Source organism: Serratia sp. MYb239, assembly GCF_002966855.1.
GTDB classification, from domain to species: domain Bacteria; phylum Pseudomonadota; class Gammaproteobacteria; order Enterobacterales; family Enterobacteriaceae; genus Serratia_B; species Serratia_B rhizosphaerae.
Map to the genome: position 1 here is coordinate 4,475,546 of NZ_CP023268.1, position 23,575 is coordinate 4,499,120.

The 23,575-nt window shown below is 54.7% G+C and carries 24 protein-coding genes; 15 read left to right on the forward strand and 9 right to left on the reverse strand.

Annotation, left to right across the window (positions count from 1 at the left end; translation table 11 throughout):
- Positions 1–142: 142 nt before the first annotated feature.
- The 10 genes from aroQ (at position 143) to CLM71_RS21450 (ending at position 9,378) form a co-directional block, all read left to right on the forward strand.
- Positions 143–595 carry a type II 3-dehydroquinate dehydratase gene (gene aroQ / locus CLM71_RS21400; RefSeq protein ID WP_105233533.1) on the forward strand — a complete coding sequence of 151 codons (453 nt, stop codon included), beginning with the start codon at positions 143–145 and terminating at the stop codon, positions 593–595.
- A 32-nt stretch (positions 596–627) separates the two neighbouring features.
- A complete protein-coding gene (accB, locus tag CLM71_RS21405; RefSeq protein ID WP_015962048.1) occupies positions 628–1,092 on the forward strand; it encodes an acetyl-CoA carboxylase biotin carboxyl carrier protein in 465 nt (154 codons plus the stop codon).
- Between the two features lie 11 nt (positions 1,093–1,103).
- Positions 1,104–2,447 (forward strand): acetyl-CoA carboxylase biotin carboxylase subunit, encoded by a 1,344-nt coding sequence (gene accC / locus CLM71_RS21410; RefSeq protein ID WP_105232797.1) that lies wholly within the window; start codon positions 1,104–1,106, stop codon positions 2,445–2,447.
- 199 nt (positions 2,448–2,646) lie between these two features.
- Positions 2,647–2,889, forward strand: coding sequence for a YhdT family protein (locus CLM71_RS21415; RefSeq protein WP_105232798.1), 243 nt, complete (start codon positions 2,647–2,649; stop codon positions 2,887–2,889).
- A complete protein-coding gene (gene panF, locus CLM71_RS21420; protein ID WP_105232799.1) occupies positions 2,879–4,324 on the forward strand; it encodes a sodium/pantothenate symporter in 1,446 nt (481 codons plus the stop codon). Before CLM71_RS21415 ends, panF begins: the two co-directional genes overlap by 11 nt.
- 11 nt (positions 4,325–4,335) lie before the next feature.
- Positions 4,336–5,217 (forward strand): 50S ribosomal protein L11 methyltransferase, encoded by an 882-nt coding sequence (prmA, locus tag CLM71_RS21425; protein WP_105232800.1) that lies wholly within the window; start codon positions 4,336–4,338, stop codon positions 5,215–5,217.
- 503 nt (positions 5,218–5,720) lie between these two features.
- Positions 5,721–6,686 (forward strand): tRNA dihydrouridine synthase DusB, encoded by a 966-nt coding sequence (gene dusB / locus CLM71_RS21430; protein WP_099050014.1) that lies wholly within the window; start codon positions 5,721–5,723, stop codon positions 6,684–6,686.
- A gap of 19 nt (positions 6,687–6,705) precedes the next feature.
- Complete coding sequence (fis, locus tag CLM71_RS21435) at positions 6,706–7,002, forward strand: DNA-binding transcriptional regulator Fis (RefSeq protein ID WP_000462905.1); 297 nt, start codon at positions 6,706–6,708, stop codon at positions 7,000–7,002.
- 645 nt (positions 7,003–7,647) lie between these two features.
- Complete coding sequence (gene lpxP / locus CLM71_RS21445) at positions 7,648–8,568, forward strand: kdo(2)-lipid IV(A) palmitoleoyltransferase (protein WP_105232801.1); 921 nt, start codon at positions 7,648–7,650, stop codon at positions 8,566–8,568.
- A gap of 117 nt (positions 8,569–8,685) precedes the next feature.
- On the forward strand, positions 8,686–9,378 hold the full coding sequence (locus CLM71_RS21450; RefSeq protein WP_105232802.1) for a CTP synthase: 693 nt from the start codon (positions 8,686–8,688) through the stop codon (positions 9,376–9,378).
- 41 nt (positions 9,379–9,419) lie between these two features.
- Here the strand turns inward: CLM71_RS21450 and CLM71_RS21455 are convergent, their stop codons facing one another.
- Positions 9,420–10,109 (reverse strand): LrgB family protein, encoded by a 690-nt coding sequence (locus tag CLM71_RS21455; RefSeq protein WP_105232803.1) that lies wholly within the window; start codon positions 10,107–10,109, stop codon positions 9,420–9,422.
- Positions 10,102–10,521 carry a CidA/LrgA family protein gene (locus tag CLM71_RS21460; protein ID WP_105232804.1) on the reverse strand — a complete coding sequence of 140 codons (420 nt, stop codon included), beginning with the start codon at positions 10,519–10,521 and terminating at the stop codon, positions 10,102–10,104. Before CLM71_RS21460 ends, CLM71_RS21455 begins: the two co-directional genes overlap by 8 nt.
- A gap of 138 nt (positions 10,522–10,659) precedes the next feature.
- Between CLM71_RS21460 and CLM71_RS21465 the strand changes: the two genes are divergently transcribed.
- Positions 10,660–11,547, forward strand: coding sequence for a LysR family transcriptional regulator (locus tag CLM71_RS21465; RefSeq protein WP_105232805.1), 888 nt, complete (start codon positions 10,660–10,662; stop codon positions 11,545–11,547).
- A 208-nt stretch (positions 11,548–11,755) separates the two neighbouring features.
- Here CLM71_RS21465 and CLM71_RS21470 read toward each other — a convergent pair whose 3' ends face one another.
- From CLM71_RS21470 to CLM71_RS21490, 5 genes are all read right to left on the reverse strand, one after another.
- Positions 11,756–13,405, reverse strand: a complete 1,650-nt coding sequence (locus CLM71_RS21470; RefSeq protein WP_015962058.1) for a Na+/H+ antiporter — start codon at positions 13,403–13,405, stop codon at positions 11,756–11,758.
- Between the two features lie 174 nt (positions 13,406–13,579).
- The gene (locus tag CLM71_RS21475; protein WP_105232806.1) at positions 13,580–14,941 is read right to left on the reverse strand and encodes an NCS2 family permease; all 1,362 of its coding nucleotides are present in this window, start codon (positions 14,939–14,941) and stop codon (positions 13,580–13,582) included.
- A 332-nt stretch (positions 14,942–15,273) separates the two neighbouring features.
- Positions 15,274–15,678 carry a VOC family protein gene (locus CLM71_RS21480; protein WP_105232807.1) on the reverse strand — a complete coding sequence of 135 codons (405 nt, stop codon included), beginning with the start codon at positions 15,676–15,678 and terminating at the stop codon, positions 15,274–15,276.
- A gap of 46 nt (positions 15,679–15,724) precedes the next feature.
- The gene (locus tag CLM71_RS21485; protein ID WP_105232808.1) at positions 15,725–16,393 is read right to left on the reverse strand and encodes a glutathione S-transferase family protein; all 669 of its coding nucleotides are present in this window, start codon (positions 16,391–16,393) and stop codon (positions 15,725–15,727) included.
- Positions 16,390–16,833 (reverse strand): lipocalin-like domain-containing protein, encoded by a 444-nt coding sequence (locus CLM71_RS21490; RefSeq protein ID WP_105232809.1) that lies wholly within the window; start codon positions 16,831–16,833, stop codon positions 16,390–16,392. The genes CLM71_RS21485 and CLM71_RS21490 overlap by 4 nt, the downstream gene beginning before the upstream one ends.
- 202 nt (positions 16,834–17,035) lie before the next feature.
- Here CLM71_RS21490 and CLM71_RS21495 point away from each other — a divergent pair, with 202 nt between their 5' ends.
- The 3 genes from CLM71_RS21495 to CLM71_RS21505 all read left to right on the forward strand — a co-directional run bounded on the left by CLM71_RS21495 (position 17,036) and on the right by CLM71_RS21505 (position 20,566).
- Positions 17,036–17,296, forward strand: a complete 261-nt coding sequence (locus CLM71_RS21495) for a YdgH/BhsA/McbA-like domain containing protein (RefSeq protein WP_105232810.1) — start codon at positions 17,036–17,038, stop codon at positions 17,294–17,296.
- A 724-nt stretch (positions 17,297–18,020) separates the two neighbouring features.
- Positions 18,021–19,124 (forward strand): hypothetical protein, encoded by a 1,104-nt coding sequence (locus CLM71_RS21500; protein ID WP_105232811.1) that lies wholly within the window; start codon positions 18,021–18,023, stop codon positions 19,122–19,124.
- A 71-nt stretch (positions 19,125–19,195) separates the two neighbouring features.
- The gene (locus CLM71_RS21505; RefSeq protein ID WP_158684852.1) at positions 19,196–20,566 is read left to right on the forward strand and encodes an MFS transporter; all 1,371 of its coding nucleotides are present in this window, start codon (positions 19,196–19,198) and stop codon (positions 20,564–20,566) included.
- A 223-nt stretch (positions 20,567–20,789) separates the two neighbouring features.
- Here the strand turns inward: CLM71_RS21505 and CLM71_RS21510 are convergent, their stop codons facing one another.
- Positions 20,790–21,416 (reverse strand): TetR/AcrR family transcriptional regulator, encoded by a 627-nt coding sequence (locus CLM71_RS21510; protein WP_105232813.1) that lies wholly within the window; start codon positions 21,414–21,416, stop codon positions 20,790–20,792.
- Positions 21,413–21,808 (reverse strand): DoxX family protein, encoded by a 396-nt coding sequence (locus tag CLM71_RS21515; RefSeq protein WP_105232814.1) that lies wholly within the window; start codon positions 21,806–21,808, stop codon positions 21,413–21,415. Before CLM71_RS21515 ends, CLM71_RS21510 begins: the two co-directional genes overlap by 4 nt.
- 608 nt (positions 21,809–22,416) lie before the next feature.
- On the opposite strand from CLM71_RS21515, the gene CLM71_RS24345 reads away from it, so the two are divergent.
- Entirely contained in the window at positions 22,417–23,568 is a 1,152-nt protein-coding gene (locus CLM71_RS24345; RefSeq protein WP_105232815.1) for an HNH endonuclease signature motif containing protein, read from the forward strand.
- The last annotated feature ends 7 nt before the right edge of the window (positions 23,569–23,575 follow it).

Below are 23,575 nucleotides of genomic sequence, written 5' to 3' on the forward strand. Positions count from 1 at the left end.
TAGCTGCGAATTGCTACGATATCGTTATAATGCCCGACCTTGTCCAGAAGGACAGCGTGATTTTCCCCCGAAAAAGGTGACAAATCGGTAACATCGGGTTATGTTGAACGATGATGGTTTTATTGCCGGAGATACCAGCACAATGGCGGACAAGTCTCACATTTTGCTTCTGAATGGCCCTAATCTGAACCTGCTGGGCACCCGTGAGCCGGAAAAGTACGGCAGCACGACGCTGGCAGAGATCGTTAACGGATTAGAGAATCAGGCCTCCGCACTGGGCGTTGCCCTAAGCCATCTGCAGTCCAATGCCGAACACGCGCTGATCGACCGCATTCATCAGGCGCGCGGCAATACAGATTTCATTCTGATTAACCCGGCGGCGTTCACCCACACCAGCGTGGCGCTGCGCGATGCGCTGTTGGCGGTGCAAATCCCGTTTATTGAGATCCACCTGTCCAACGTGCATGCCCGCGAGCCTTTCCGCCATCACTCCTACCTGTCTGATATAGCCGTGGGCGTGATTTGCGGGCTCGGCGCGGAAGGTTACACATTTGCTTTACAGGCAGCGGTTAACCGTCTGTCAAAAACCCACTAATTGCTCCACAAAAAGAGTACGGAATCACACTCATGGATATTCGTAAAATCAAGAAACTGATCGAACTGGTTGAAGAATCAGGTATTTCTGAACTGGAAATCGCTGAGGGCGAAGAGTCAGTTCGCATCAGTCGCGCCGCGCCGGCGCAGGCTTACCCAGTCATGCAGCAGGCCTATGCCGCACCGGCACAGCCGGCTCCAGCGCTGGCCACCGCCGTCGCTGCCGCCGAAGCCGAAGCGCCTGCCGCTGCCGCAGCCGTGAGTGGCCATGTCGTTCGTTCCCCAATGGTAGGCACCTTCTACCGCACCCCAAGCCCGGACGCGAAAGCCTTCGTGGAAGTGGGCCAGAAAGTCAACGCCGGCGACACGCTGTGCATCGTTGAAGCGATGAAAATGATGAACCAGATCGAAGCCGACAAATCTGGCGTGGTGAAAGCCATTCTGGTGGAAAACGGTCAACCGGTTGAATATGACGAGCCACTGGTCGTCATCGAATAACGAGGCGCACCATGCTTGATAAAATTGTTATCGCCAACCGCGGCGAGATCGCGCTTCGTATCCTGCGAGCCTGTAAAGAACTGGGCATCAAGACCGTCGCCGTACACTCGGCGGCGGATCGCGATCTGAAACACGTACTGCTGGCCGACGAGACCGTGTGCATCGGTCCTGCGCCATCAGTCAAAAGCTACCTGAACATCCCGGCGATCGTCTCTGCGGCGGAAATCACCGGCGCGGTAGCCATCCACCCTGGTTACGGCTTCCTGTCGGAAAACGCCGACTTCGCCGAGCAGGTTGAGCGCTCCGGCTTTATCTTCATCGGCCCGAAAGCAGACACCATTCGCCTGATGGGCGACAAAGTCTCCGCCATCAACGCCATGAAGAAAGCCGGCGTACCTTGCGTACCCGGCTCTGACGGCCCGCTGACCGACGATATGGATAAGAACCGCGCCTTTGCCAAACGCATCGGCTACCCGGTTATTATCAAGGCGTCCGGCGGCGGCGGCGGTCGCGGCATGCGCGTTGTGCGCAGCGACAAAGAGCTCGAACAGTCCATCAACATGACGAAAGCGGAAGCCAAAGCGGCTTTCAACAACGACATGGTGTACATGGAAAAATACCTGGAAAATCCACGCCATATCGAGATCCAGGTATTGGCCGACGGCCAGGGCAACGCCATCTATCTGGCGGAACGCGACTGCTCCATGCAGCGCCGTCACCAGAAAGTAGTGGAAGAAGCGCCGGCACCGGGCATCACGCCGGAACTGCGTCGCTATATCGGCGAACGCTGCTCCAAAGCCTGTGTGGATATCGGCTACCGCGGCGCAGGTACGTTCGAGTTCCTGTTCGAAAACGGCGAGTTCTATTTCATTGAAATGAACACCCGTATTCAGGTGGAACACCCGGTTACCGAAATGATCACCGGTGTGGATCTGATCAAAGAGCAGCTGCGCATCGCTGCCGGTCAGCCGCTGTCGATCAAACAGGAAGAGGTGAAGGTCCAGGGCCACGCGGTGGAATGCCGTATCAACGCCGAAGATCCAAACACCTTCCTGCCAAGCCCGGGCAAGATCACCCGTTTCCACGCGCCGGGCGGTTTCGGCGTACGTTGGGAGTCACACATTTACGCCGGCTATACCGTGCCGCCGTACTATGACTCCATGATTGGCAAACTGATCACCTACGGTGAAAACCGTGACGTGGCGATTGCCCGCATGAAAAATGCGCTGGCTGAACTGATCATCGACGGGATTAAAACCAACGTTGAACTGCAGCAAAAAATCATGAATGACGAAAACTTCCAGCACGGTGGCACCAACATCCACTATCTGGAGAAGAAGCTCGGCCTGCAGTAACGCACGCTGTAGCCTCTTGCGTCACCTGACCAGGGCCGGTGTTCCACCGGCCCTTTTCTTTACGACTGAAGCGCTTGGCAAACGCCGTGCTTGTCGTACAATCCCCTCCTCTGGTAAATCCATAGCCATAAGCCTCTGCCCGATGCATTTCACGCCGGCGTTACACGCTGCAATTCATGGGTAAGAGGGGGAGAAACGGATGGAAAAACGCTTTATTCAGGCTCACCGCGAAGCGCGCTGGGCGCTGGGTCTGACCCTCTTCTACGTGCTGGCCTGGGCGCTGGCCGCCTATCTGCCGGACAGCCAAATCGGCGTCACCGGCCTGCCGCACTGGTTCGAAATGGCCTGTCTGCTGGTTCCGCTGCTGTTCATTATCCTGTGCTGGCTGATGGTGCGCGTCATCTTCCGCGATATTCCGCTGGAGGACCGCGATGAAAACTGAAGTGATCGTGCCGCTGGTCGCCTACCTGCTGCTGGTATTCGGCCTGTCGATATACGCCTATCGCCGCCGGCAGAGCGGTAACTTCCTCAGCGAATATTTTCTCGGCAACCGTTCGATGGGCGGCTTTGTGCTGGCGATGACCCTGACCGCCACCTACATCAGCGCCAGCTCGTTTATCGGTGGCCCCGGCGCCGCCTACAAATACGGCCTCGGCTGGGTGCTGCTGGCGATGATCCAGCTGCCGGCGGTATGGCTGTCGCTCGGCGTGCTCGGTAAAAAATTCGCCATTCTGGCGCGGCGCTACAACGCCATCACCCTCAACGATATGCTGTTCGCCCGCTACCAAAGCCGCCTGCTGGTGTGGCTGGCCAGCCTGAGCCTGCTGGTCGCCTTCCTCGGCGCCATGACGGTACAGTTTATCGGCGGCGCCCGCCTGCTGGAAACCGCGGCGGGTATTCCGTACGACAGCGGACTGCTGATCTTCGGCGTCAGCATCGCGCTGTATACCGCCTTCGGCGGTTTCCGCGCCAGCGTGCTGAATGACGCCATGCAAGGGCTGGTGATGCTGCTGGGCACCGCGCTGCTGCTGGTCGGCGTGATCCATGCCGCCGGTGGCCTGCACGGCGCCGTCGATACGCTGCAGCGAATCGATCCGGCACTGGTATCGCCGCAGGGCGGCGAGCAGATCCTCAGCCTGCCCTTTATGGCCTCGTTCTGGATCCTCGTCTGCTTCGGCGTCATCGGCCTGCCGCACACCGCCGTGCGCTGCATCTCCTATAAGGACAGCAAAGCGGTGCATCGCGGCATCGTGCTCGGCACCATCGTCGTGGCGCTGCTGATGTTCGGCATGCACCTGGCCGGTGCGCTGGGGCGCGCCGTGCTGCCGGATCTCCAGGTGCCCGATCAGGTGATCCCGACGCTGATGGTTACCGTCTTGCCGCCGTACGCCGCCGGCATCTTCCTGGCCGCGCCGATGGCGGCCATTATGTCGACCATCAACGCGCAGCTGTTGCAGTCGTCCGCCACCATCATCAAGGACCTGTATCTTGGCGTCCGCCCGCAACAGCAGCAGAACGAGAAGCTGATCAAGCGCTTCTCCAGCCTGACCACGCTGGTGCTTGGGCTGCTGGTGCTGCTGGCCGCCTGGCGGCCGCCGGAAATGATCATCTGGCTGAACCTGCTGGCCTTTGGCGGTCTGGAGGCGGTATTCCTGTGGCCGCTGGTGCTGGGCCTCTACTGGCAGCGCGCTAATGCGCAGGGCGCCCTTAGCTCAATGGCGGCAGGTGCGGTATGCTATACGCTATTAGCCAGCTTCAATCTGCAGCTCGCGGGGCTGCATCCTATCGTGCCCGCGCTGCTGGTCAGCCTGCTGGCGTTTTACATCGGTAACCTGGTCGGCGAAAAACGCCGCCCGGCGTCATCTTTATCTTCTTAAAGAGAATTGTTATGCCTTGGATCCAACTAAAACTGAACACCACCGGCAACCAGGCGGAAGCGCTGAGCGATGCGCTGGTTGAAAGCGGTGCGGTCTCGGTGACCTTTCAGGACACCCACGACAACCCGGTGTTCGAGCCGCTGCCCGGTGAAACCCTGCTGTGGGGCGATACCGACGTTATCGGCCTGTACGATGCGGAAACCGATATGGCCGAGGTAGTGGCCATGCTGGAACAGCATCCGCTGCTGGGCGCCGGTTTTCGTCACAAAATCGAACAGTTGGAAGATAAAGACTGGGAACGCGAATGGATGGATAACTTCCACCCGATGCGTTTCGGCGAGCGCCTGTGGATCTGCCCAAGCTGGCGCGACGTGCCCGACCCGGACGCGGTCAACGTGATGCTGGACCCGGGCCTGGCCTTCGGTACCGGCACGCACCCGACCACTTCACTGTGTCTACAATGGCTCGACGGCCTCGATCTGGCCGGCAAAACCGTGATTGATTTCGGCTGCGGCTCCGGCATTCTGGCGATTGCCGCATTAAAACTCGGCGCGGCGCGCGCCATCGGCATCGATATCGACCCGCAGGCGATCCAGGCCAGCCGCGACAACGCGGAGCGCAACGGCGTCTCTGAGCGTCTGGAACTGTATCTGCCGCAGGACCAGCCGGCCGGGCTGCAGGCCGACGTGGTGGTCGCCAATATTCTGGCCGGCCCGCTGCGCGAACTGGCGCCGTTGATTAGCTGCCTGCCGAAATCCGGCGGTGACCTCGGCCTGTCCGGCGTGCTGGCAACCCAGGCGGAGAGCGTGGCGGAAGCCTATCAGGAGCTCTTCGTGCTGGATCCGGTCGCCGAACGGGAAGAGTGGTGCCGCATTACCGGCCGCCGCCGCTAGCCCTCTCTGAAAGCCCGCCGGCCACCGGCGGGTTTTTTATTGCCACCGGGCATCGGCACGACGCTGTCGCTATCAGCGCCTCACACCGCCGTCAGCGAGCGCTAAAGCGTTTGGGCAGCATCCCCTTAACATTCTCCTTATCGGCGCAAAATAAGCCGCGCAGGCGCGTTATACACGCCCGTGCATCCTATTGGTCTGCTGATGATTTTTCAGCCGAAAATCGCGATAATGCGCGTACAGGGCGCGGTAACGCCAGCCGATCGCGGTAAAAATACGTCTCATTTAGAGATAATATCCTGTCACCCGCTGATTATTTGCCTGAACACAAAAGCAGCACAATCAGTCAAGTTATTGTTAATTATATATAATATTTTCATCCGTCGTCGGGGTGCGCATTTTCAGCTATCGATTGCCGCAAATTGGTCAAAGTTTGGCCTTTCATCTCGGCGAAAAAATGCGTAATATACGCGCCCTTGCGGACACAGTACGGTCATTCTTTGTCTATGCGCATTGGACACCACCAGTTAACAAATTGCCTGATTGCGGCCCCGATGGCCGGCATTACAGATCGCCCATTCAGAACCTTGTGTCATGCAATGGGGGCTGGGATGGCTGTATCCGAAATGCTTTCCTCCAATCCGGAGGTGTGGCGGACGGATAAGTCGCGTCTGCGCATGGTTCATAGCGATGAACCTGGGATTCGCTCCGTGCAAATCGCCGGCAGCGTTCCGGATGATATGGCTGCCGCCGCGCAGATTAACGTCGCCGGCGGTGCACAGATCATCGACATCAATATGGGTTGCCCGGCTAAAAAGGTGAACCGGAAACTTGCAGGGTCTGCCTTGTTGCAGCACCCGGATCTGGTGAAACAGATCCTCCTGGCGGTGGTCAACGCCGTGGATGTGCCGGTAACGCTGAAAATCCGTACCGGCTGGGCGCCGGAACACCGTAACTGTGTAGAGATTGCCCAATTGGCCGAAGACTGTGGTATTCAGGCCCTGACGATTCATGGCCGAACCCGCGCCTGCCTGTTTAACGGCGACGCGGAATACGACAGCATTCGGGCAGTTAAGCAGAACGTTTCCATTCCGATTATTGCGAATGGGGATATTACTGACCCGCATAAAGCCAGAGCAGTGCTTGACTACACCGGGGCCGACGCCCTGATGATAGGCCGCGCTGCTCAGGGGAGACCCTGGATCTTCCGGGAAATCCAGCATTATCTGGACACAGGGGAGCTGCTGCCGCCGTTGCCGCTTGGCGAGGTGAAGCGCTTGTTGATCGGGCATATTCGGGAATTGCACGGCTTTTACGGCCAAGGCAAGGGATTCCGGATTGCTCGTAAGCACGTATCCTGGTATCTCCAGGAGCATGCCCCGAATGACCAGTTTCGGCGCACATTCAACGCCATAGAGGATGCCAGCGAACAGCTGGAGGCGTTGGAGGCATATTTCGAAAATCTAGCGTAAAAAAAGAGCTGACAGAACTATGTTCGAACAACGCGTAAATTCTGACGTACTGACCGTTTCTACCGTAAACTCACAGGATCAAGTGACTCAAAAGCCTCTGCGTGACTCGGTTAAACAAGCACTGAAGAACTATTTTGCTCAACTGAACGGTCAAGATGTGAATGACCTGTATGAGCTGGTACTGGCTGAAGTTGAACAGCCACTGTTGGACATGGTGATGCAATACACCCGTGGCAACCAGACCCGCGCAGCCCTGATGATGGGCATCAACCGCGGTACGCTGCGCAAGAAACTGAAAAAATACGGCATGAACTGATACTAGTCAGTTAACGTGTTGAAAAAAGGCGCTTTATCTCATTTGATAAGCGCCTTTTTCTTTTCTGGCGATACGCGGATCAATGATTCGACCTCCTGCCTCAGATGGTTTGTCGCTAATAGCCCGGTCTGCGCCAAAAAATCCTTTGTTGGCGTTCCCCATTCTTCCAACGTAATGTCATCCCCCCGACGAGCGCCAAATTCCGCATTGAGCGTATCCGGATAATCCGCTTCCAACTCAACGATATCTGCGGTCGGGTTATCTATCTGCGATCAAGGGTTGTCTGGAAAGTTGCCCCTCATTTTCATGGTTCCGCCTCTAAAATGCGGGTGGCTAGCGGGGATATAATCTCGGTCAAGATGCGCACGCAGAACGCCGGCTAAATAAGATTTTTCGCATCCTCCTTCTCTGTTTACTGTCGTAGGGTATGGTACAATAAACGTTCCTAGAGCCCCTCAGATTGCCGCGGTCGCGCCTTTCCCGACCGATGCGCAGCGCGATTTGCCCTTCGAATGTAAAGTTTTAGTCAATTTCACGATCCGACTAAACGATAACCACGACCCAGTGTCTGAGTCATTGTATCGCTATTGAGTGGCTTCTTTATGCGTTACAGGTTTTTTACCCTTAATGCATAAATGAGTGACTATGAAACGTCCGCAAGAATTCCAACGTGCCCTGCTGCACCCCCGCTACTGGCTGACCTGGTTTGGCCTGGCAGTGCTGTTTCTGCTGGTACAGCTGCCCTACCCGCTGCTGCATAAGCTCGGCGTGTGGATGGGCCGCACCTCGATGCGCTTTTTGAAGCGCCGCGTCACCATCACCCGCCGCAACCTGGAACTGTGCTTCCCGGATATGGATGCCGCTCAACGCGAGCGCAAGGTGGTCAGCAATTTTGAATCCCTCGGTATGGGGCTGCTGGAAACCGGCATCGCCTGGTTCTGGTCGGATAAACGCGTCAAGCGCTGGTTTAACGTCTCCGGCATCAATCACTTGAAGATGGCGCAGCAGAACGGCCGCGGCGTGCTGGTGATTGGCGTGCACTTTATGTCGCTGGAACTGGGCGGCCGGGCGATGGGCCTGTGCCAGCCGATGATGGCGATGTACCGCCCGCACAACAACAAGGCGATGGAGTGGGCGCAGACCAAAGGCCGTATGCGCTCCAATAAGGCGATGCTCGACCGTAAGAACCTGCGCGGCATGGTGCAGGCGCTGAAAGGCGGCGAAGCGGTGTGGTTCGCGCCCGATCAGGATTACGGCCCGCGCGGCAGCGTGTTTGCGCCGCTGTTCGCCGTCGATCAGGCGGCAACCACCAGCGGCACCTTTATGCTGGCGCGTATGGCACAGCCGGCGTTGGTGCCGGTGGTGCTGATTCGCCGTGAAAACGGCGCCGGTTACGATCTGCTGATCCAGCCGGCGCTGGAAAACTACCCGCTTACCGACGAAATGGCCGCTGCCGCCTATATGAACAAGGTGGTGGAAAAAGAGATTATGCGCGCGCCGGAGCAGTATATGTGGCTGCACCGCCGCTTTAAGACCCGGCCGGCCGGCGCGCCTTCGCTGTACTAACATGCTGTATCAGGGGGCAAATGCCCCCGCCGGCAAAACGTGCGCATCTCCTTTAACGCAGCAGACGAATTGTTAACTTTGCTCTAACATCTCTTTTTACCCACGCAGGAGAAAGTGATGAAATCTCAGGTTCGCATTGCACTGGTCGGCGACTATCGCCCCGAAGCCGTCGCCCACCAGGCGATTCCCACCGCGCTCACGCTTGCCGCTTCCCACCTTGATATTGACGTTCAGTCCCGCTGGATCCCCACCGAGACCATTACCGACAGCGCCGTGTTGCAAGACTATGATGCGATCTGGGTGGTGCCCGGCAGCCCGTACCGTCATGATGCCGGAGCGTTTACCGCCATCCGCTACGCCCGTGAGCATGATGTTCCTTTCCTCGGCTCCTGCGGCGGTTTTCAGTACGCGGTGGTGGAGTATGCCCGCAACGTTATGGGCTGGCATGATGCGACCCACGCAGAGACCGACAGCACGGGGCGGTTGGTTATCACCCCGCTGAGCTGCTCACTGGTGGAAAAAACCGGCACCGTGCTGCTGCAGCCGAACACCCGCATTGCGCAAGCGTACGGCGCTCTTGAGACCCATGAAGGCTATCACTGCAACTTCGGCGTCAACCCGGACTTTGTCGGCCAGCTGCAACAGTTCCCGCTGATCGTCAGCGCACACGACAGCGAAGGCGACGTGCGCGCCATCGAGCTGCCGACGCACCGCTTTTACGTTGCCACGCTGTTCCAGTCTGAACGCGCTGCCCTGCGTGGTGCGCACTCGCCGTTGGTGGTCGAGCTGATCGATACAGCCCGCCGCTAAACGTTCAACGCCGGATTATCCCGGCGTTTATCTGATGCGTATTACCACATCCACAGGCCGATCAGCGGCGCGGCCAGCACGGTGATAATGCCGGCCAGCATCATCACCAGACTGGACACCACGCCCTCTTCCTGCCCCATTTCATAGGCGCGCGCGGTGCCAGCGCCGTGCGACGACGCCCCCAGGCCGGCCCCCTTCGCCAGACGGCTGCGCACCGACAGCCGCAAAAACAGAATATCCCCCACCGCCATGCCGAACACCCCGGTGATCACCACAAACAGCGCCACCAGATCCGGCTGGCCGCCCATCTGCTTCGCCGCCTCCAGCGCGAATGGCGTGGTGATCGAACGCACCGCCAGGCTGCGCTGTACCTCTTCCGGCAGCGTCAGCAGCCGCGCCAGCCAGACCGAGCTGTACACCGCCACACATACTGCAGTGGCCACTCCGGCGCTGAGCGACAGCCAGTGACGGCGGATAATATGCAGGTTCTCATACACCGGCACCGCAAAGGCAATGGTCGCCGGCCCGAGCAGCCACAGCAGCCAGTGGGTCTCCCCCATATAGTCCCGATAGGAGATATGCGTCACCACCAGCAACAGCACCAGAATCATCGGTGTCAGCACCAGCGGCATCAGCAGCAGACTGCGACGGCGGCGATAGAGCCGCTTATTGGCAAAATAGAGCGCCAGCGTAGCGGCCAGACAGAGCAGGCTGAGGATAAAATCATTCATGACGTTTGCGCCGCTGCAGCCAGAGTTCGAAGCGATAGACGCGGTCCACCACCAGCCCGGTGGCCCCCAGCGTCAGCATAGTGCTGACGGCGATCACCAGAAAAATCTTCCAGCCTTCCACCATCAGCAGTTGCGCGTAGTTAACCACTGCCACCACCGCCGGGACGAAAAACAGCAGCATCTCCGCCAGCAGCCAGCGCGCGCCGGCCTGTACCCAACGCAGCGGCAGCACGCGCAGCACGATCAACGCCAGCAGCATCAGCATGCCGACAATATTGGCAGGCAACGGTAGATGGAAATGCGCCACCAACTGCTCGGCAAGCAAAAACAGCAGCGCATACAAAACAACCTGAACGGGAACCTGCAGGCGAGCCAGCAGGGATGGCGCAGCACGACGTAACGCCAGGGACATGGAGAGCGGCCTCAAGCAAAAAAATGACGGATTACAGTATACGCAGCCGGGAAACCCGTACTGAAATGAATTAAAATTATCCACTTCATGCCTTAAGGGAATAGTTTCCCGCCGGTATTGCCCATCGGAGAACGAATTGTGGATGTTCGTACCCTACGCTACTTTGTCGAAGTCGTGCGTCAGCAAAGCTTTACCCGCGCGGCGGAAAAACTGTTCGTCACCCAGCCGACCATCAGCAAGATGCTGCGCCATCTGGAGGATGAACTGGAGTGCACCCTGCTGATCCGCGAGGGGCGCAAGCTGCACCTGACGGACAGCGGCCAGGCGGTCTATCAGCGCGGCGTGGCGATCCTCGACGAATTCCGCCAGTTGGAGGCCGAGCTGGAAGACATCAGCGCGGTAAGAAAAGGCGTGCTGCGGCTGGGCATCCCGCCGATGGTCGGCCGGCAAATCGCCGATCTCATCCGCCACTTTCGCCACGCCTATCCCGGCATTGAACTGCGCATCTCCGAGCTGGGCGGCCTGTCCGGTGAACAGCGGGTGCTGGCGGGCGAACTGGACTTGGCAATGACGGTCTACTCGCCCGATACCGACCGGCAGCTGACCTTTCTGCCGCTGCTGACCCACCCGATGTCCGTTGTGGTGCCGCGCAATACGCACTGGCAACAGCGGAGCCACATCAGCATTCATGAGCTGGCCGAATGGCCGATACTGATTTATAACGAAGATTTTGCGCTGTATAAGATGCTGATGGCGGCCTTTCGTCGCGCCGAACTGGAGCCGCGCATCGCGGTGCGCAGCGGCCAGTGGGATTTTCTGGCCTCAATGGTGCAGGCCGGCGTCGGTATCGCCGCCCTGCCGGAGCCGGTCTGTCAGTGGCTGGATGAGGAAAGCCTGATCTGGCTGCCGCTGGAACCGCTGATGGAGTGGAAGGTCGGGCTGATCTGGCGTCAGGACAGTTACCTGTCCCACAGCGCCCAGGCGTGGATCGCCTGCTGCCGCGACCACCTGTCGATGATGAAATAAAAAAGGGCTGAATATCTTCAGCCCCTTGAGGTTGATGACAAAGTCGTCTGATGGCCCGAGATACCCGGGCCTAGCGTAACGAGGGGCGCTCCGGCGGCTTACGCCGCTACGACCCCATCGCCACGCTCTCCCTAATAACTAACTTTGTCAGCACTCTGAAGGGGCTGAATCTCTTCAGCCCCTTCTGCTTAGTCCGGCACGCGCCGGTTTACCCCTCGCGCTCCACCAGCAGCGCCTCCAGCAGGTCGAGATCGTGCAGCAGCTTTTGCAGCGTCTCATTGCTGATTTTCTGCGTCGCGCGCAGATGGTACAGCTCACCGCGTTCGGCGCGCAGCGCGGTCAGGCGGAAGCGTCGCTCCAGGTTTTCCAGCTCCAGCGCGTTTTCAATATCGTCTTTGCTGGCAACCCGGCGGCGCAGCATGCCGACCACGCGCGAGCTGACCTCTTTCAGCACCTGCGGATCGATATTTTCCTCGGTATCCGCCGTCAGCCGCTCTTCCATTTTGTTGATGCTCTCGATCGCCACTTCCGCCGCCATCGCAATCGCCATCCGCTCTTCGCCCTTACTGACGCTCGGGTCCGCCACCTGTACGCCGCGCAGCAACAGCGGCAGGGCAATAACGCCGACAATCAACGACAACAGGATCACCCCGGCGGCGATAAACACCAACTGATAACGCGCCGGGAAGGCGCTGCCGTCGCTGAGCAGCAGCGGAATCGACAGCACACCGGCCAGCGTAATTGCCCCGCGCACCCCGGCGAACGACGCCACCCACAGCTCACGCGTGGTGTAGTTGCCAAACTGCAGCGGACGCTTTTTCAGCAGCCGTTTGCTGGCGCCCTTCATCAGCCACAGCCAGGTAAAGCGCAGCAGCAGCAGCGCGGCATAGATAATCGCCACGTCGGCGAACAGGTACCAGGTCTGAATCGTCGGATCCAGCTCCGCCTGCAGAATCGAGGTTTCCAGAATTCCCGGCAGTTGCAGACCCAACATGATAAACACCATGCCGTTAAACACGAATTCCAACATCGCCCAGACGCTGTTGGCGCGCAGACGCATCGCCAGCGGCGCATTGCGGATCACGCCGGACTGACTGATGGTCATCCCCGCGGCTACCGCCGCCAGAATCCCCGATACGCCGATATGTTCGGCAATCAGATAGGAGGCGAACGGCAGCAGCAGTAAAAAGACGATTTGCGTCGCTGGGTCGTCGCCGCTCCAGCGGCTCATCACGCGCAGCGACTTACTGTAGGTCCAGGTGACCGCCACGCCGGCCAGCAGGCCGCCGATCGCCACTTTGAGGAACTCCAGCGTCGCGCCGCCTACGGTGAACACCATGGTGCCCATCGCCACCGCGATGGCAAACTTAAGCGACACCAGGCCTGAGGCGTCGTTCATCAGCGCCTCGCCCTCCAGCACGCCCATAATCGGTTTAGGGATGCGCCCTTTGCCGACGATGCCGGACAGCGCCACGGCATCGGTCGGCGACAGCACCGCCGCCAGCGCGAACGCCGCCACCAGCGGAATACCCGGCACCATCAGGTAGATCAGATAGCCGACGCCGACCACGGTGATCAGCACCAGCACCAGCGCCAGCCCGAGCACCTCGCGGCCGTGGTGAATAAACTCGCGCATCGGCGTTTTCCAGCCGTCGGCAAACAGCAGCGGCGGGATAAACAACACTAAAAACAGTTCCGGATCGAAGTCCACGTGCAGCCCGAAATGCGGCCAGGCCAACAGCGCACCGATGGCGATTTGCATTAAGGGGAGCGGCACCTGGAACGGCAACATACGCGTCACCACCCCGGACAGGGAGACCACCAGGATCAAAATGAGGATTGTAAAAAAGATTTCCATGCTTTCCTTAGACTCTACGGTTTCGACCTCAAAGGCGTATTGCCAGAGTATGTGCCAAATAGTAGATCACTTTTTTTACGTCGGTGAAAGCTTGTTGTGCCTTTCAAAACGGCGAAATAGATTAAGGAGAGTAATCTGAAACCGGGGCGCGCCAACCGCGCCCCGGCTGAGGATTTAGATGGCCCAGCCACCGGCGTAAAACACCACCAGCGCTACGGCAATGACGACGGTGCCGATATTCAGCTTACGCCATTCACCGGAGAAAACGCGGCCGATAACCAGCGCGCTGAAACCCAGCATAATGCCGGTAACGATGTTGCAGGTCAGCACGATAAACACCGCGCACAGCAGGCCGGACATCGCGTCGACAAAGTCGTCAAAATCCAGCTTGGTGACGTTGCTGAGCATCAGCAGGCCGACGTACATCAGCGCCGGCGCCGTCGCATACACCGGCACCAGATAGGAGAGCGGCGACAGGAACAGAATCAGCAGGAACAGCAGGCCCACCACGGTAGCGGTCAGGCCGGTTTTACCGCCGGCTGCGGTGCCCGCCGCCGATTCGATATACACCGCCGCCGGCGCCGCGCCCACCAGCGCCGAGAAAATGCTGCTGACCGAGTCAGAGGTCAGCGCCTTGCCGCCGTTGACGATCTGGCCGTCTTTATCCAGCAGGTTCGCCTGCCCGGCCACCGCGCGGATGGTGCCGGTAGCGTCAAATACCGCAGTCATTACCAACGCCAACACGCTCGGCAGCACCACCGGCTGCAGCGCCCCCATGATATCCAGGCTGAAAATCAGCGAGTTGCCCTGATCGTCGGCCAGACTCGGCATGGCGAACAGCCCCTGATACTTCACCGCCGGGTCGAAAATCAGGCCGATAACGGAGATGGCGATAATCACCAGCAGAATGCCGCCCGGCACCCGCAACTTCTCCAGACCGAAAATCACCGCCAGCCCGAGCAGCGTCATTACCACCGGGAAGGAGGTAAAGGCACCCAGCGCCACCGGCAGCCCGTCCAGCGGATTTTTCACCACCAGGCCGACGCCGTTGGCGGCGATCAGCAGCAGGAACAGGCCGATACCGATGCCGGTGCCGTGCGCCACGCCCATCGGCAGGTTACGCAGGATCCATGAGCGGATGCCGGTCACCGAGATCACGGTAAACAGCAGCCCCATCAGACATACCGCTCCCAATGCCACCGGAATGCTGATCTGCTGGCCCAGCACCAGGCTGAAGGCGGTAAACGCCGTCAAAGAGATAGCGCAGCCGATCGCCATCGGCAGGTTAGCCCACAGCCCCATCAGCAGCGACCCGAAGCCAGCAACCAGACAGGTGGCGACGAACACCGCGGTCGGCGGGAAACCGGCCTTGCCCAGCATGCTCGGCACCACAATCACCGAATAGACCATCGCCAAAAAGGTGGTCAGGCCCGCCACCACTTCCTGCCGCACGCTGCTGCCGCGCTGCGAAATTTTAAAATAACCATCAAGCCCGCCTTTTGCTGTTGCGGCGTTATTCGCTTGAGAATTCGACATGTTGCTGTCCCCTGTAATCACTGCTCGTCTGTTGCAGAAGGTGTTTTTAACGTCCGCAGCCGACAGGACGGAATCGTTTCCGTCACGTTTGCTCCCAATTCCTTGCACCGCGCGGCAGATAGCGGCCGCGCACAAGGCAAACGATTAACTCTCGGCATGAGGTACGGGTGAATTTATAGTGTTTTTACTGAAGCAAACGATTATCCAGCCTTCTATACCGTCCGATCAACTAAAGATCGCGACGAGCAAAGCAGAAAGTCGTCGATCCGGCGATTTTAACGTCTGGCGCAGAGCGCGGCGGACTCGGCCGCCGCATGATGAGACTCCCGTGTTCAGGACGGCATGGCCTGCGGATCCATAAACATCAGCTCCCAAATATGGCCGTCCAGATCCTGAAAGCCGTGGCCGTACATAAAACCATGGTCCTGCGGCTGGTTATAGGTGTTGCCGCCGGCGGCGATTGCCTTGCGAACCAGATCGTCCACCGCCGCACGGCTGGGCCGCGACAGACAAAGCAGCACCTCCGTGGCCCGTTTGGCATCGCCGATCGGGTTGGGGGTAAACATTTTGAATTTATCGTGGGTTAACAGCATCACATAAATGGTGTCGCTCACCACCATGCAGGCGGCGCTGTCGTCGGTGAACTGCTGATTGAATGCAAAACCCAGCTGACCAAAGAAATCCATCGAGGCGGGCAAATCGCTGACCGGCAAATTCACAAAGATTTGAGTCGTCATGGGCCATCTCCGAGAAGCAGTGACCTATCGAGTATAGTCCAGACGGTTAAAGCAGCAGATGATAAGGGCCGCCCTGCTCCAGCGCCCGCTGATAAGCCGGGCGCTGATGAATGCGCCGCAGAAAATCACGCAGCTGTGGACAGCCGTCCAACCCGCCGCGCGCGGCCATTGCCTCCAGCGGAAAACTCATTTTGATATCAGCGGCGCTGAAGTCATGGCCGGCAAACCAGGTGTTAGCGCGCAGGTGCCGTTCCAGATAGTCGCGGTGCACGGCGATCTGCCTATCGAGATAGTTGCGCTGCACCCCTTTACCGATGGCACCGGCCAGCTTGCGCAGCAGCAGCGGCACCGGCGGCTGACCGAGGCGGCCAAACACCAGTTTCATCACCAGCAGCGGCATCAGCGACCCTTCCGCATAGTGCAGCCAATAGCGGTACTGCTGACGCGCATGAAAATCGGTGGGCATAAACTGCCCCTGCGCATCGTAGGCTTCCTGCAGATATTCGATAATTGCGCCGGACTCGGCCAGCGTCAAATCGCCGTCGACAATCACCGGCGACTTACCCAGCGGATGGATTTTCTTTAACGCCGGCGGCGCCAGCAGGCTTCCCGCCTCACGCTGATAACGCTGCACCTGATAGGGCTGCGCCAGCTCTTCTAAAAACCACAAAATAGGCTGCGAGCGCGAGTTATTCAGGTGGTGAACGGTAATCATCCGGCGTCCCCGATGCGTTGCCAGACCAGCTCGCCAATCTGCACGCCATTACCGATCTGCAGCGGCGCGGTGCGCAGCGTCAGCTTATCGCCGGCAAAGGTATAAAAGCGCACCTGACGGCTGCCCACCCAGTTGGGAAACGAACAACCTTCGACCTGGTGGATCACCCGCTGATCCGGCTCATCAATCTGGTAGCGGCCAAAGTAGCAAATCATATTGATAAACGCCGCCCGCAGCTCCTGGTCGCTGCCCTGCGCCAGATCTTCCGAGGCAAAACGCGGACGCACCGCGCTATACAGCTGCGCCGCCATGGCGCCGTTGGCTTCGTAGTTGATGCGGCCCACCACCTGCGCGCCGAGCGGATAGCTTAGCGTGCCTGCTTCACTCTTAAATACCGAAGACACCAGTGACCAACTGCCAACAAATGCATTTGTCGTCATCACTCACCCTCCACCAACCCACTTTATTTAAAGGTAGTGGTGAATGATTTGCTCCGCCAGCCAGCCTCCTCGTATAGAAATCAATTTTTTTGACAGAGATACTCAAAACTCTCTGATTTTAACTTCGCCACCACCTGGTTAATATTTAACACATCGAGACGCAACGGCGACTCACATAAAAAAATACTCTGAGGATTGCATCATGAAAAACATCAAAAAATTTGCTACTGCTTTACTGCTGACCGGCGCAGCCTTTACCGCAACGGCTGCCGAACAACCTGCTGCACAGCCTGCCGCTAACGCGCAGAAAATGGGCGTGATTTCCGTCAGCGGCGCCGCCAGCCTGAGCGCGCTGGAAGACGCACTGGCCAGTAAAGCCGCCGCGGCAGGCGCCAGCAGCTATCGCATCACCTCCGCCGGCGGTCAGAATAAATTGCACGGCACCGCAGAGATCTTTAACTAAGCCGTCTGCACAGCGACAAGAAGCCAGAAGCCCCTGCCGGGGCTTTTGTGATTTTAGAGGCTATGCAACGTGTGGCGATAACAATTCTTTTAGAACATTAATATGCACGCCTAAAACTTCCTATTGAGGATTCAGTACGCCACCAGACAGAACAATCAACATAACATACTAAAAAATATAAATATTAATTAAAAAACTGCCCACCGAAACCTATATCAAAACGTTTCAAAAATTGTGAAAGTGCGAACCAAAAGACATCAATACAATAGTTTTTTACTGCTATAGAGATATGACGAGTAAAAAATCAGAATAAAAAAGAATTTTCCGACAGAACCACGGCCATACCTGCATTTTGATTTTTCTCAGAATAAAATAAGCAAAAAAAATAGGTTATCCATCCGTAACCGTAATAATATTTTACTAAAAGCCTATAAAACAATATGGCAGTATAAAGCCCTCAATACGTCATCATTATCAACCGTTCATCCTAGATAAGCAGCCATCATTGATTGAAACATCTAATAGATATTTCAACCTGTGATTATTAATCATATATCCATCCAGGCACAAACATGAGATTAATTCAAGTTCGCAATGAATTAATGTCAATGCTCGACCATAAATAAACAAAAATTTATTTACACATTGGAAGGGCGGAAAAATAAAAACACAACTAAAAAATATGTGCCGTTCTCAAATCACATAAATATAAGGGATGTATGTTATGAGTAATATTGAATATGAGATTTTAAAGCCGACCTTCACCCGCCGTGTCATTACTCAATCCAGCGTGGTGATTTCCCCTTCAATACTCTCGCAGGCCGTTGATGTAAGTTCGCATGTAGATAAAAATGCACAAAAACCAGCAAAAGGCCTCCCGGGATATTTCACGTATGGCTGGAAGAGAGCAGCAGAGGAAATTATAAAAACACATGCTATGGGGGTGAAAAACATTTCACTTCGCTTTGTCTCTAACGCATCAAAACATGATGATATTAATGCCGGGTTATCGGAGTTCGAAACGCTGATTTCTCTTATTCTACGCGAACTGGTGGGGTTGGACATAAACCTGATCGTTGATCCTTTTGGTCTTGCGTTAACGCAGGACGGCCAATGGGGCGTTCAAAATTCACAGGGAGAGTTTGATAAAGAGAGAACGTATGAGCTTCTGGAAAAAGTCGGATACATCCTTTCCATCAATAAGATTCATGGTGTCGTTACACTTGGACGGATTCCTGAAGAAGTCAAGATGACAAAAAAAGGAATTGTTTCAGGAGGCGGAAACACGAAAATTTACTCATTCTCACAAAATAGTGAGACGAGTACAGCCTATGTATACCTTGATAGCGTCGGTCATAATACGGGACAAAAGATTCTACCTGGAAACATCATCGAAATGGACTTATGGGCCCTGATGGATATATGGCATGGTGCTGATGTTTCGGTCATAAAACCCATGGAGAGCTATCACTTGATGAGTTCATTAAAGCACTTCATCAGTGATGAAACGGCACGCTCACTTTTCCTTAATTCTGAACAAGTTAGCGCCATCGCATCTCGCCATCGGTTCATTCAAGAAACGATAAAAGAAATGACAGCCAACCCTGCCATATTATCTGAAAAATGTGAACGATTGCAGCTTGCCGGATACACAGTTTCAGGAACAACATATATGCTGTCATTACTGGCACATGAAAAAGGCCCTGATATGGCAAGAGCCAGACTGGAGGAGATGTGGTTGACGGCATTAGGCGTAATGGGGGATCGTTGCGCCTGTCTGATTGACAGAAATGTCTCTCGCTTCCTTGATGGCAGTATTCTTTGCTGATTACCGGCTAAACGCCATGAGCAAAGAGAGCCTCTTTGCTCTTTATTGTTATGCATAATAAAGAAGGTCGCATGTTACGAAAAAAGGAAGATCTATTTTTTTTATCCGTCATGATTGTGACATTCATGATCGGTTTCGATACCACCGGTTTAGGCGTCGCCATTCCTGACATTGCCGTCAGATTAGGTTTTGGCATAAAGGAAGGCACCTGGTTAAGCATTTCATATACGGCAGGTTTTGCCGCCTTTCTATTGCCAGCAGGAATTATTACCGATAAAACTGGCTACCGTTTAACCTTGTTATCTTCATTATCTGTTTTTGTGCTTTCATCCGTTTATTCAACGTATTGTGAAACCCTCACGGAATTCACCACCATAAGATTGATTCAAGGAATTTCTGCAGCATTCCTGAATACTTCAGCAATGGCACTACTTAACGTACTGTATCCCGTTGGCGGCCCCCGTAACCGGGCAGGTGCATTTAAAAAATGGTCAATGTTTCTTGGCTTAAGTTTTGCTCTTGGGCCTATTTTAGGCAGCCTGATTGTCTCCTACCTTTCATGGGGATGGATTATGCTTATCAACATCCCGCTGAGCTTGGTAGTACTGTTCCCATTTGTTGGCAGTACTGCCATGGAGACGTTAAAAAAAGGGGCTCTTGGTCAGGTATCGTTAACGAGCACGCTTCCTGCGACAATTATCCTTCTGTCCATCACCATGAATCCGTATTTCAATCAGACATTCTCCGGCCTTGGCCGGCATCTTTTTTACACTATAATCATAGCTTGCCTTATTGCACTTGGATCATTACATCTATTTTCTTCAAAGAGTTTTACTCGACTACCTGAACTGAAGAACGGAAATTTCCTTATTTCTTTATTGCTCCCTATTTTCTTTTCTATCTCTTACTGGAGTCTTTTCGTGACTCTCCCCGGATACATCACGGTGAAATTTAATTATTCCCCGATGATGGTCATGACGTCTATGCTATGTCTTTCCATTCCTTTAACACTCATCCCTGTTTTTACACTGCAAGATAAACTAAATGCCATGAGTGGATTTGTTTTCATCGCTCTCGGTTTGCTGGCATTGGCATACCTTTTCAATACCAATGTGAAACACCAGGGGTTACTATTGGATATCACTCTTTTCATTATGGGGTGTGGGGCAGCCATATTGAATCCGATTATGGCACGAGTAGTGATGGATAATGTCGCGCCAGAGAACTCAGGCCTTGCTGCCGCGATAACAAGTACATTACGCCAAATGGGTTTTGCTGCCGGGGTGGCATTTTATTCTTTAATGACCGATTCTAGTATTTCGAACGGCCTGAACATTAGCGAATCGCATGCATTTATTGCATCATCCATCCTACCTCTGATTGCTCTTTCTATCTGTATTTACTTAAACAAACGCAGTCAATTATTATCAAAAGCACATTGAGAACCACCCAAAATCGATAGTGCAACACATAAAAAACCCTGCCGAAGCAGGGTTTCACTTTCTTCACCATCTAAAAAGTGATGCAATTAGCATACTTCAGACCACCTGCCAGCGCTCATACGGCATGCAAACCTTTTAACTTAGTCAGCTCGAAAGAATTGGATACTTTTCGTAATCAAGCATGGCTATTCGCCGGCTTTCAACACATAGCCGCTCGTAAGCGCTATTTGACTGAATAAAAGCGCATAAAAACACCGAGCGCATGCGACACCCGACGCTTAATCTCCTCATCAGACAGTGTCTTTCTCGCGCCGAGCTTTATCTCCAGACTCGTCATGCCCAACCATAATCCGGCTAAATCATCAGCGGCTTCGCGCGGGTTACATGATATCAGCACGCCTTCGTCAACGGCTTCAGCAATAATAGATTCCAACATCTGCTGCGCCCTGCCGGGGCCTGCGACGTAAAATCGCCGTGGTAAATCCGGATGACGAATGGCAGCAGAGGCAATCAGCCGATCCCATCCGGTCAGCTCACGCTGATTTATAAAACGGACGAATCGGTTTCCAAATGCAATCAGCGTATCCGTCAGTGAATGGTTATGCCGTTTTGAAAAATCTTCATCACTGATTGTTAAATCTGACTCCTGCCGTAATACCGCTTCAATGAGGATGTCTTTGTCGGCAAAGTTTGCGTACAGGGTGGCCTTTGCCACGCCAGCGACACGGGCAATTTCCTCCGTGGTGACGTCCAGTCCTTTTTCCAGAAATAATTTTCGTGCAGCCTGAAGTATCGCGCGTTCTTTGAGCGGATCTTTAGGGCGACCTTTTTGGCGGTTTTTTTCGTTCATCGTTTATGGCCTGAAAGGAGGGCGCTCATGATTAACCCCCCGATAACGGTAATGTGTTCAAGAGCAATATGGAACTCCTGCGTTCGTTCTGGCTCACTGAATGTCCAGAATGGATGTCCCACCGGGATAGTCAGCAGTGTAAACACAATCAGCATTACCGATCCAATCCAGCCATAGCCTGCACAATTAAAAATTATCAGTGCGGAACCACAGAGCTGGCACAGGATGGTGGCAACCGCGAAGAGAACCGGCCAGGGAAGACCCACCGTCGCCATTTCCTGGACGATCACCCCAAAATTGAATACGCCAAAAACACCGGCCATCCAGAAGAAAAAAGTCAATAAAACACGGGATAAGCAGAGCGTTAGCAAAAAGGACTTCGAGTTAGTCATCAGGGTTTCCACAACAGCCATTAAGTAGACTAATGAGTCTACTAATATTTATCAGACTTTCAAGTCTATTAATTAAGGGTGACCAAACTTCATGCTGTCTATGAGGCTAAAACGCGCCTTGCCCTCTGCTTCTGGCACAAAACCGCCATAAGCGGCTGAACTGCAGGTCTGACGGTTAAAGCAGCCACGACTTTTTACCTTCTCCGACGTAACCGATAACCCAAAAGTACTGACCCTATCCCAAAATCCTGCTCCATTCAGAAACAGAATTCCGGCATGATAAACACGCCCCTGCAGGAGGAGCATTAATCCAACTCAAAGCAGAGCTGAAGCTTACAGGAGCGGAATTGCCGCTGATATTTTATCCATGCTTCAAAAAGAGGCGGGGATAGCATTGCGCACAAGCGGTGTTATCAATACCTTTTTCTAAGAGCACAGCGCCCCTGAGGGCGCTTTTTGTTAGTGGGATATCGTTGCGATCTGTGGGGTTAAAACGCCGTAGTGGGCGTCTAAGGCGCTTAGGGTTGCTGGTCGTAGATTGAAACTGCTATAAGGGTTAGCTATGTCACGGAAATGACGTTTTTTACCGCAAGGGAGTTGCTCATATCATGAAGAAATTACCCGGCAATCTGTATCACCTGTTTTATGACGAGTTACCGCCCGAACGCTATGACAGCATCATCACCCCCCGTGAAGCATGGCGCGAGGTATGCCGACATTATGTGTTGGATTCTGGCAGCTCCGGCGGGTTTAACATGTTCGGGGATGACATACAGCCCCGCTCCCCGTGGGACACCCAGACAGTGATTGAAACCGGTAGATACGCCAGTAAGTTAAAGGGCGATATAGAGTGCGGCAATATTGTTTACATTGATGATAAAGAAATGTGGAGCAGCACCCGTTTTGCTTTTTATATCAATGATAATGGTCGTTTGGTAGGTTGTGGTGGGGCTAATTCATTCATGTTGGGCGGTGGTAACCGCATCACTGACTACTACGAACAGGCGATAAGGCACAGGGGAGAACGCTCGCGACCTTTGCCAACGGTAAAGCCTGCGGAATATTACACGCCCCCCCAGTACGCTCAAGCAGCAAAAAAGCAGCTTAGCACGTTGAACAGTAAAGCCGTTGGGCGGTTGCTGGCTGCCGGGGGGATATACAATCAGAACGTGGAAGGTTTCGCACAGACGGCTAAGCAGCTTGGCGGCGATGCGGCCGAAGGTTTTACCCAGGTGGCTAACCCTCAGTCGATAGGGTCGCTGGTTGCTTTATCTTCGATAGCTGCTGTTACTCGTATGCCCGGCGGCAACATTGCTAACATAAAGTCGTTAGAAGAACTTCAGCATTTTCTAGGGACTTACAAGGGCGATAAAAAATTACTCAACAATATTGATGTTATTAAAATGGATTATATTCAGAGGCCGAGAGGTGAGTTAGTGGCATTACGCTCTGAATTTAAAAATAAAGTTAGAACTGATTTTATAAAAAATATTTCCGACAATCCAGATATTGTTGCTAGGTTTGATAATAACACTAGAGCTAACATGCTAAAAGGGGTTGCTCCAATAGATTATCAGGTTCATCATAAATTACCGTTAGATGACAGTGGGACAAATAGCTTTGATAATCTTGTGTTGATTAACAAGGCGCATGAACATGCAGTATTTACGACTGCGCAAAAAAGAGTAACAAAGACTCTTAGTACATCTGAAAGTAAATCGATTTTATGGCCTATTCCAAAGGGTATAGTCTATCCTTAAGGGGGAC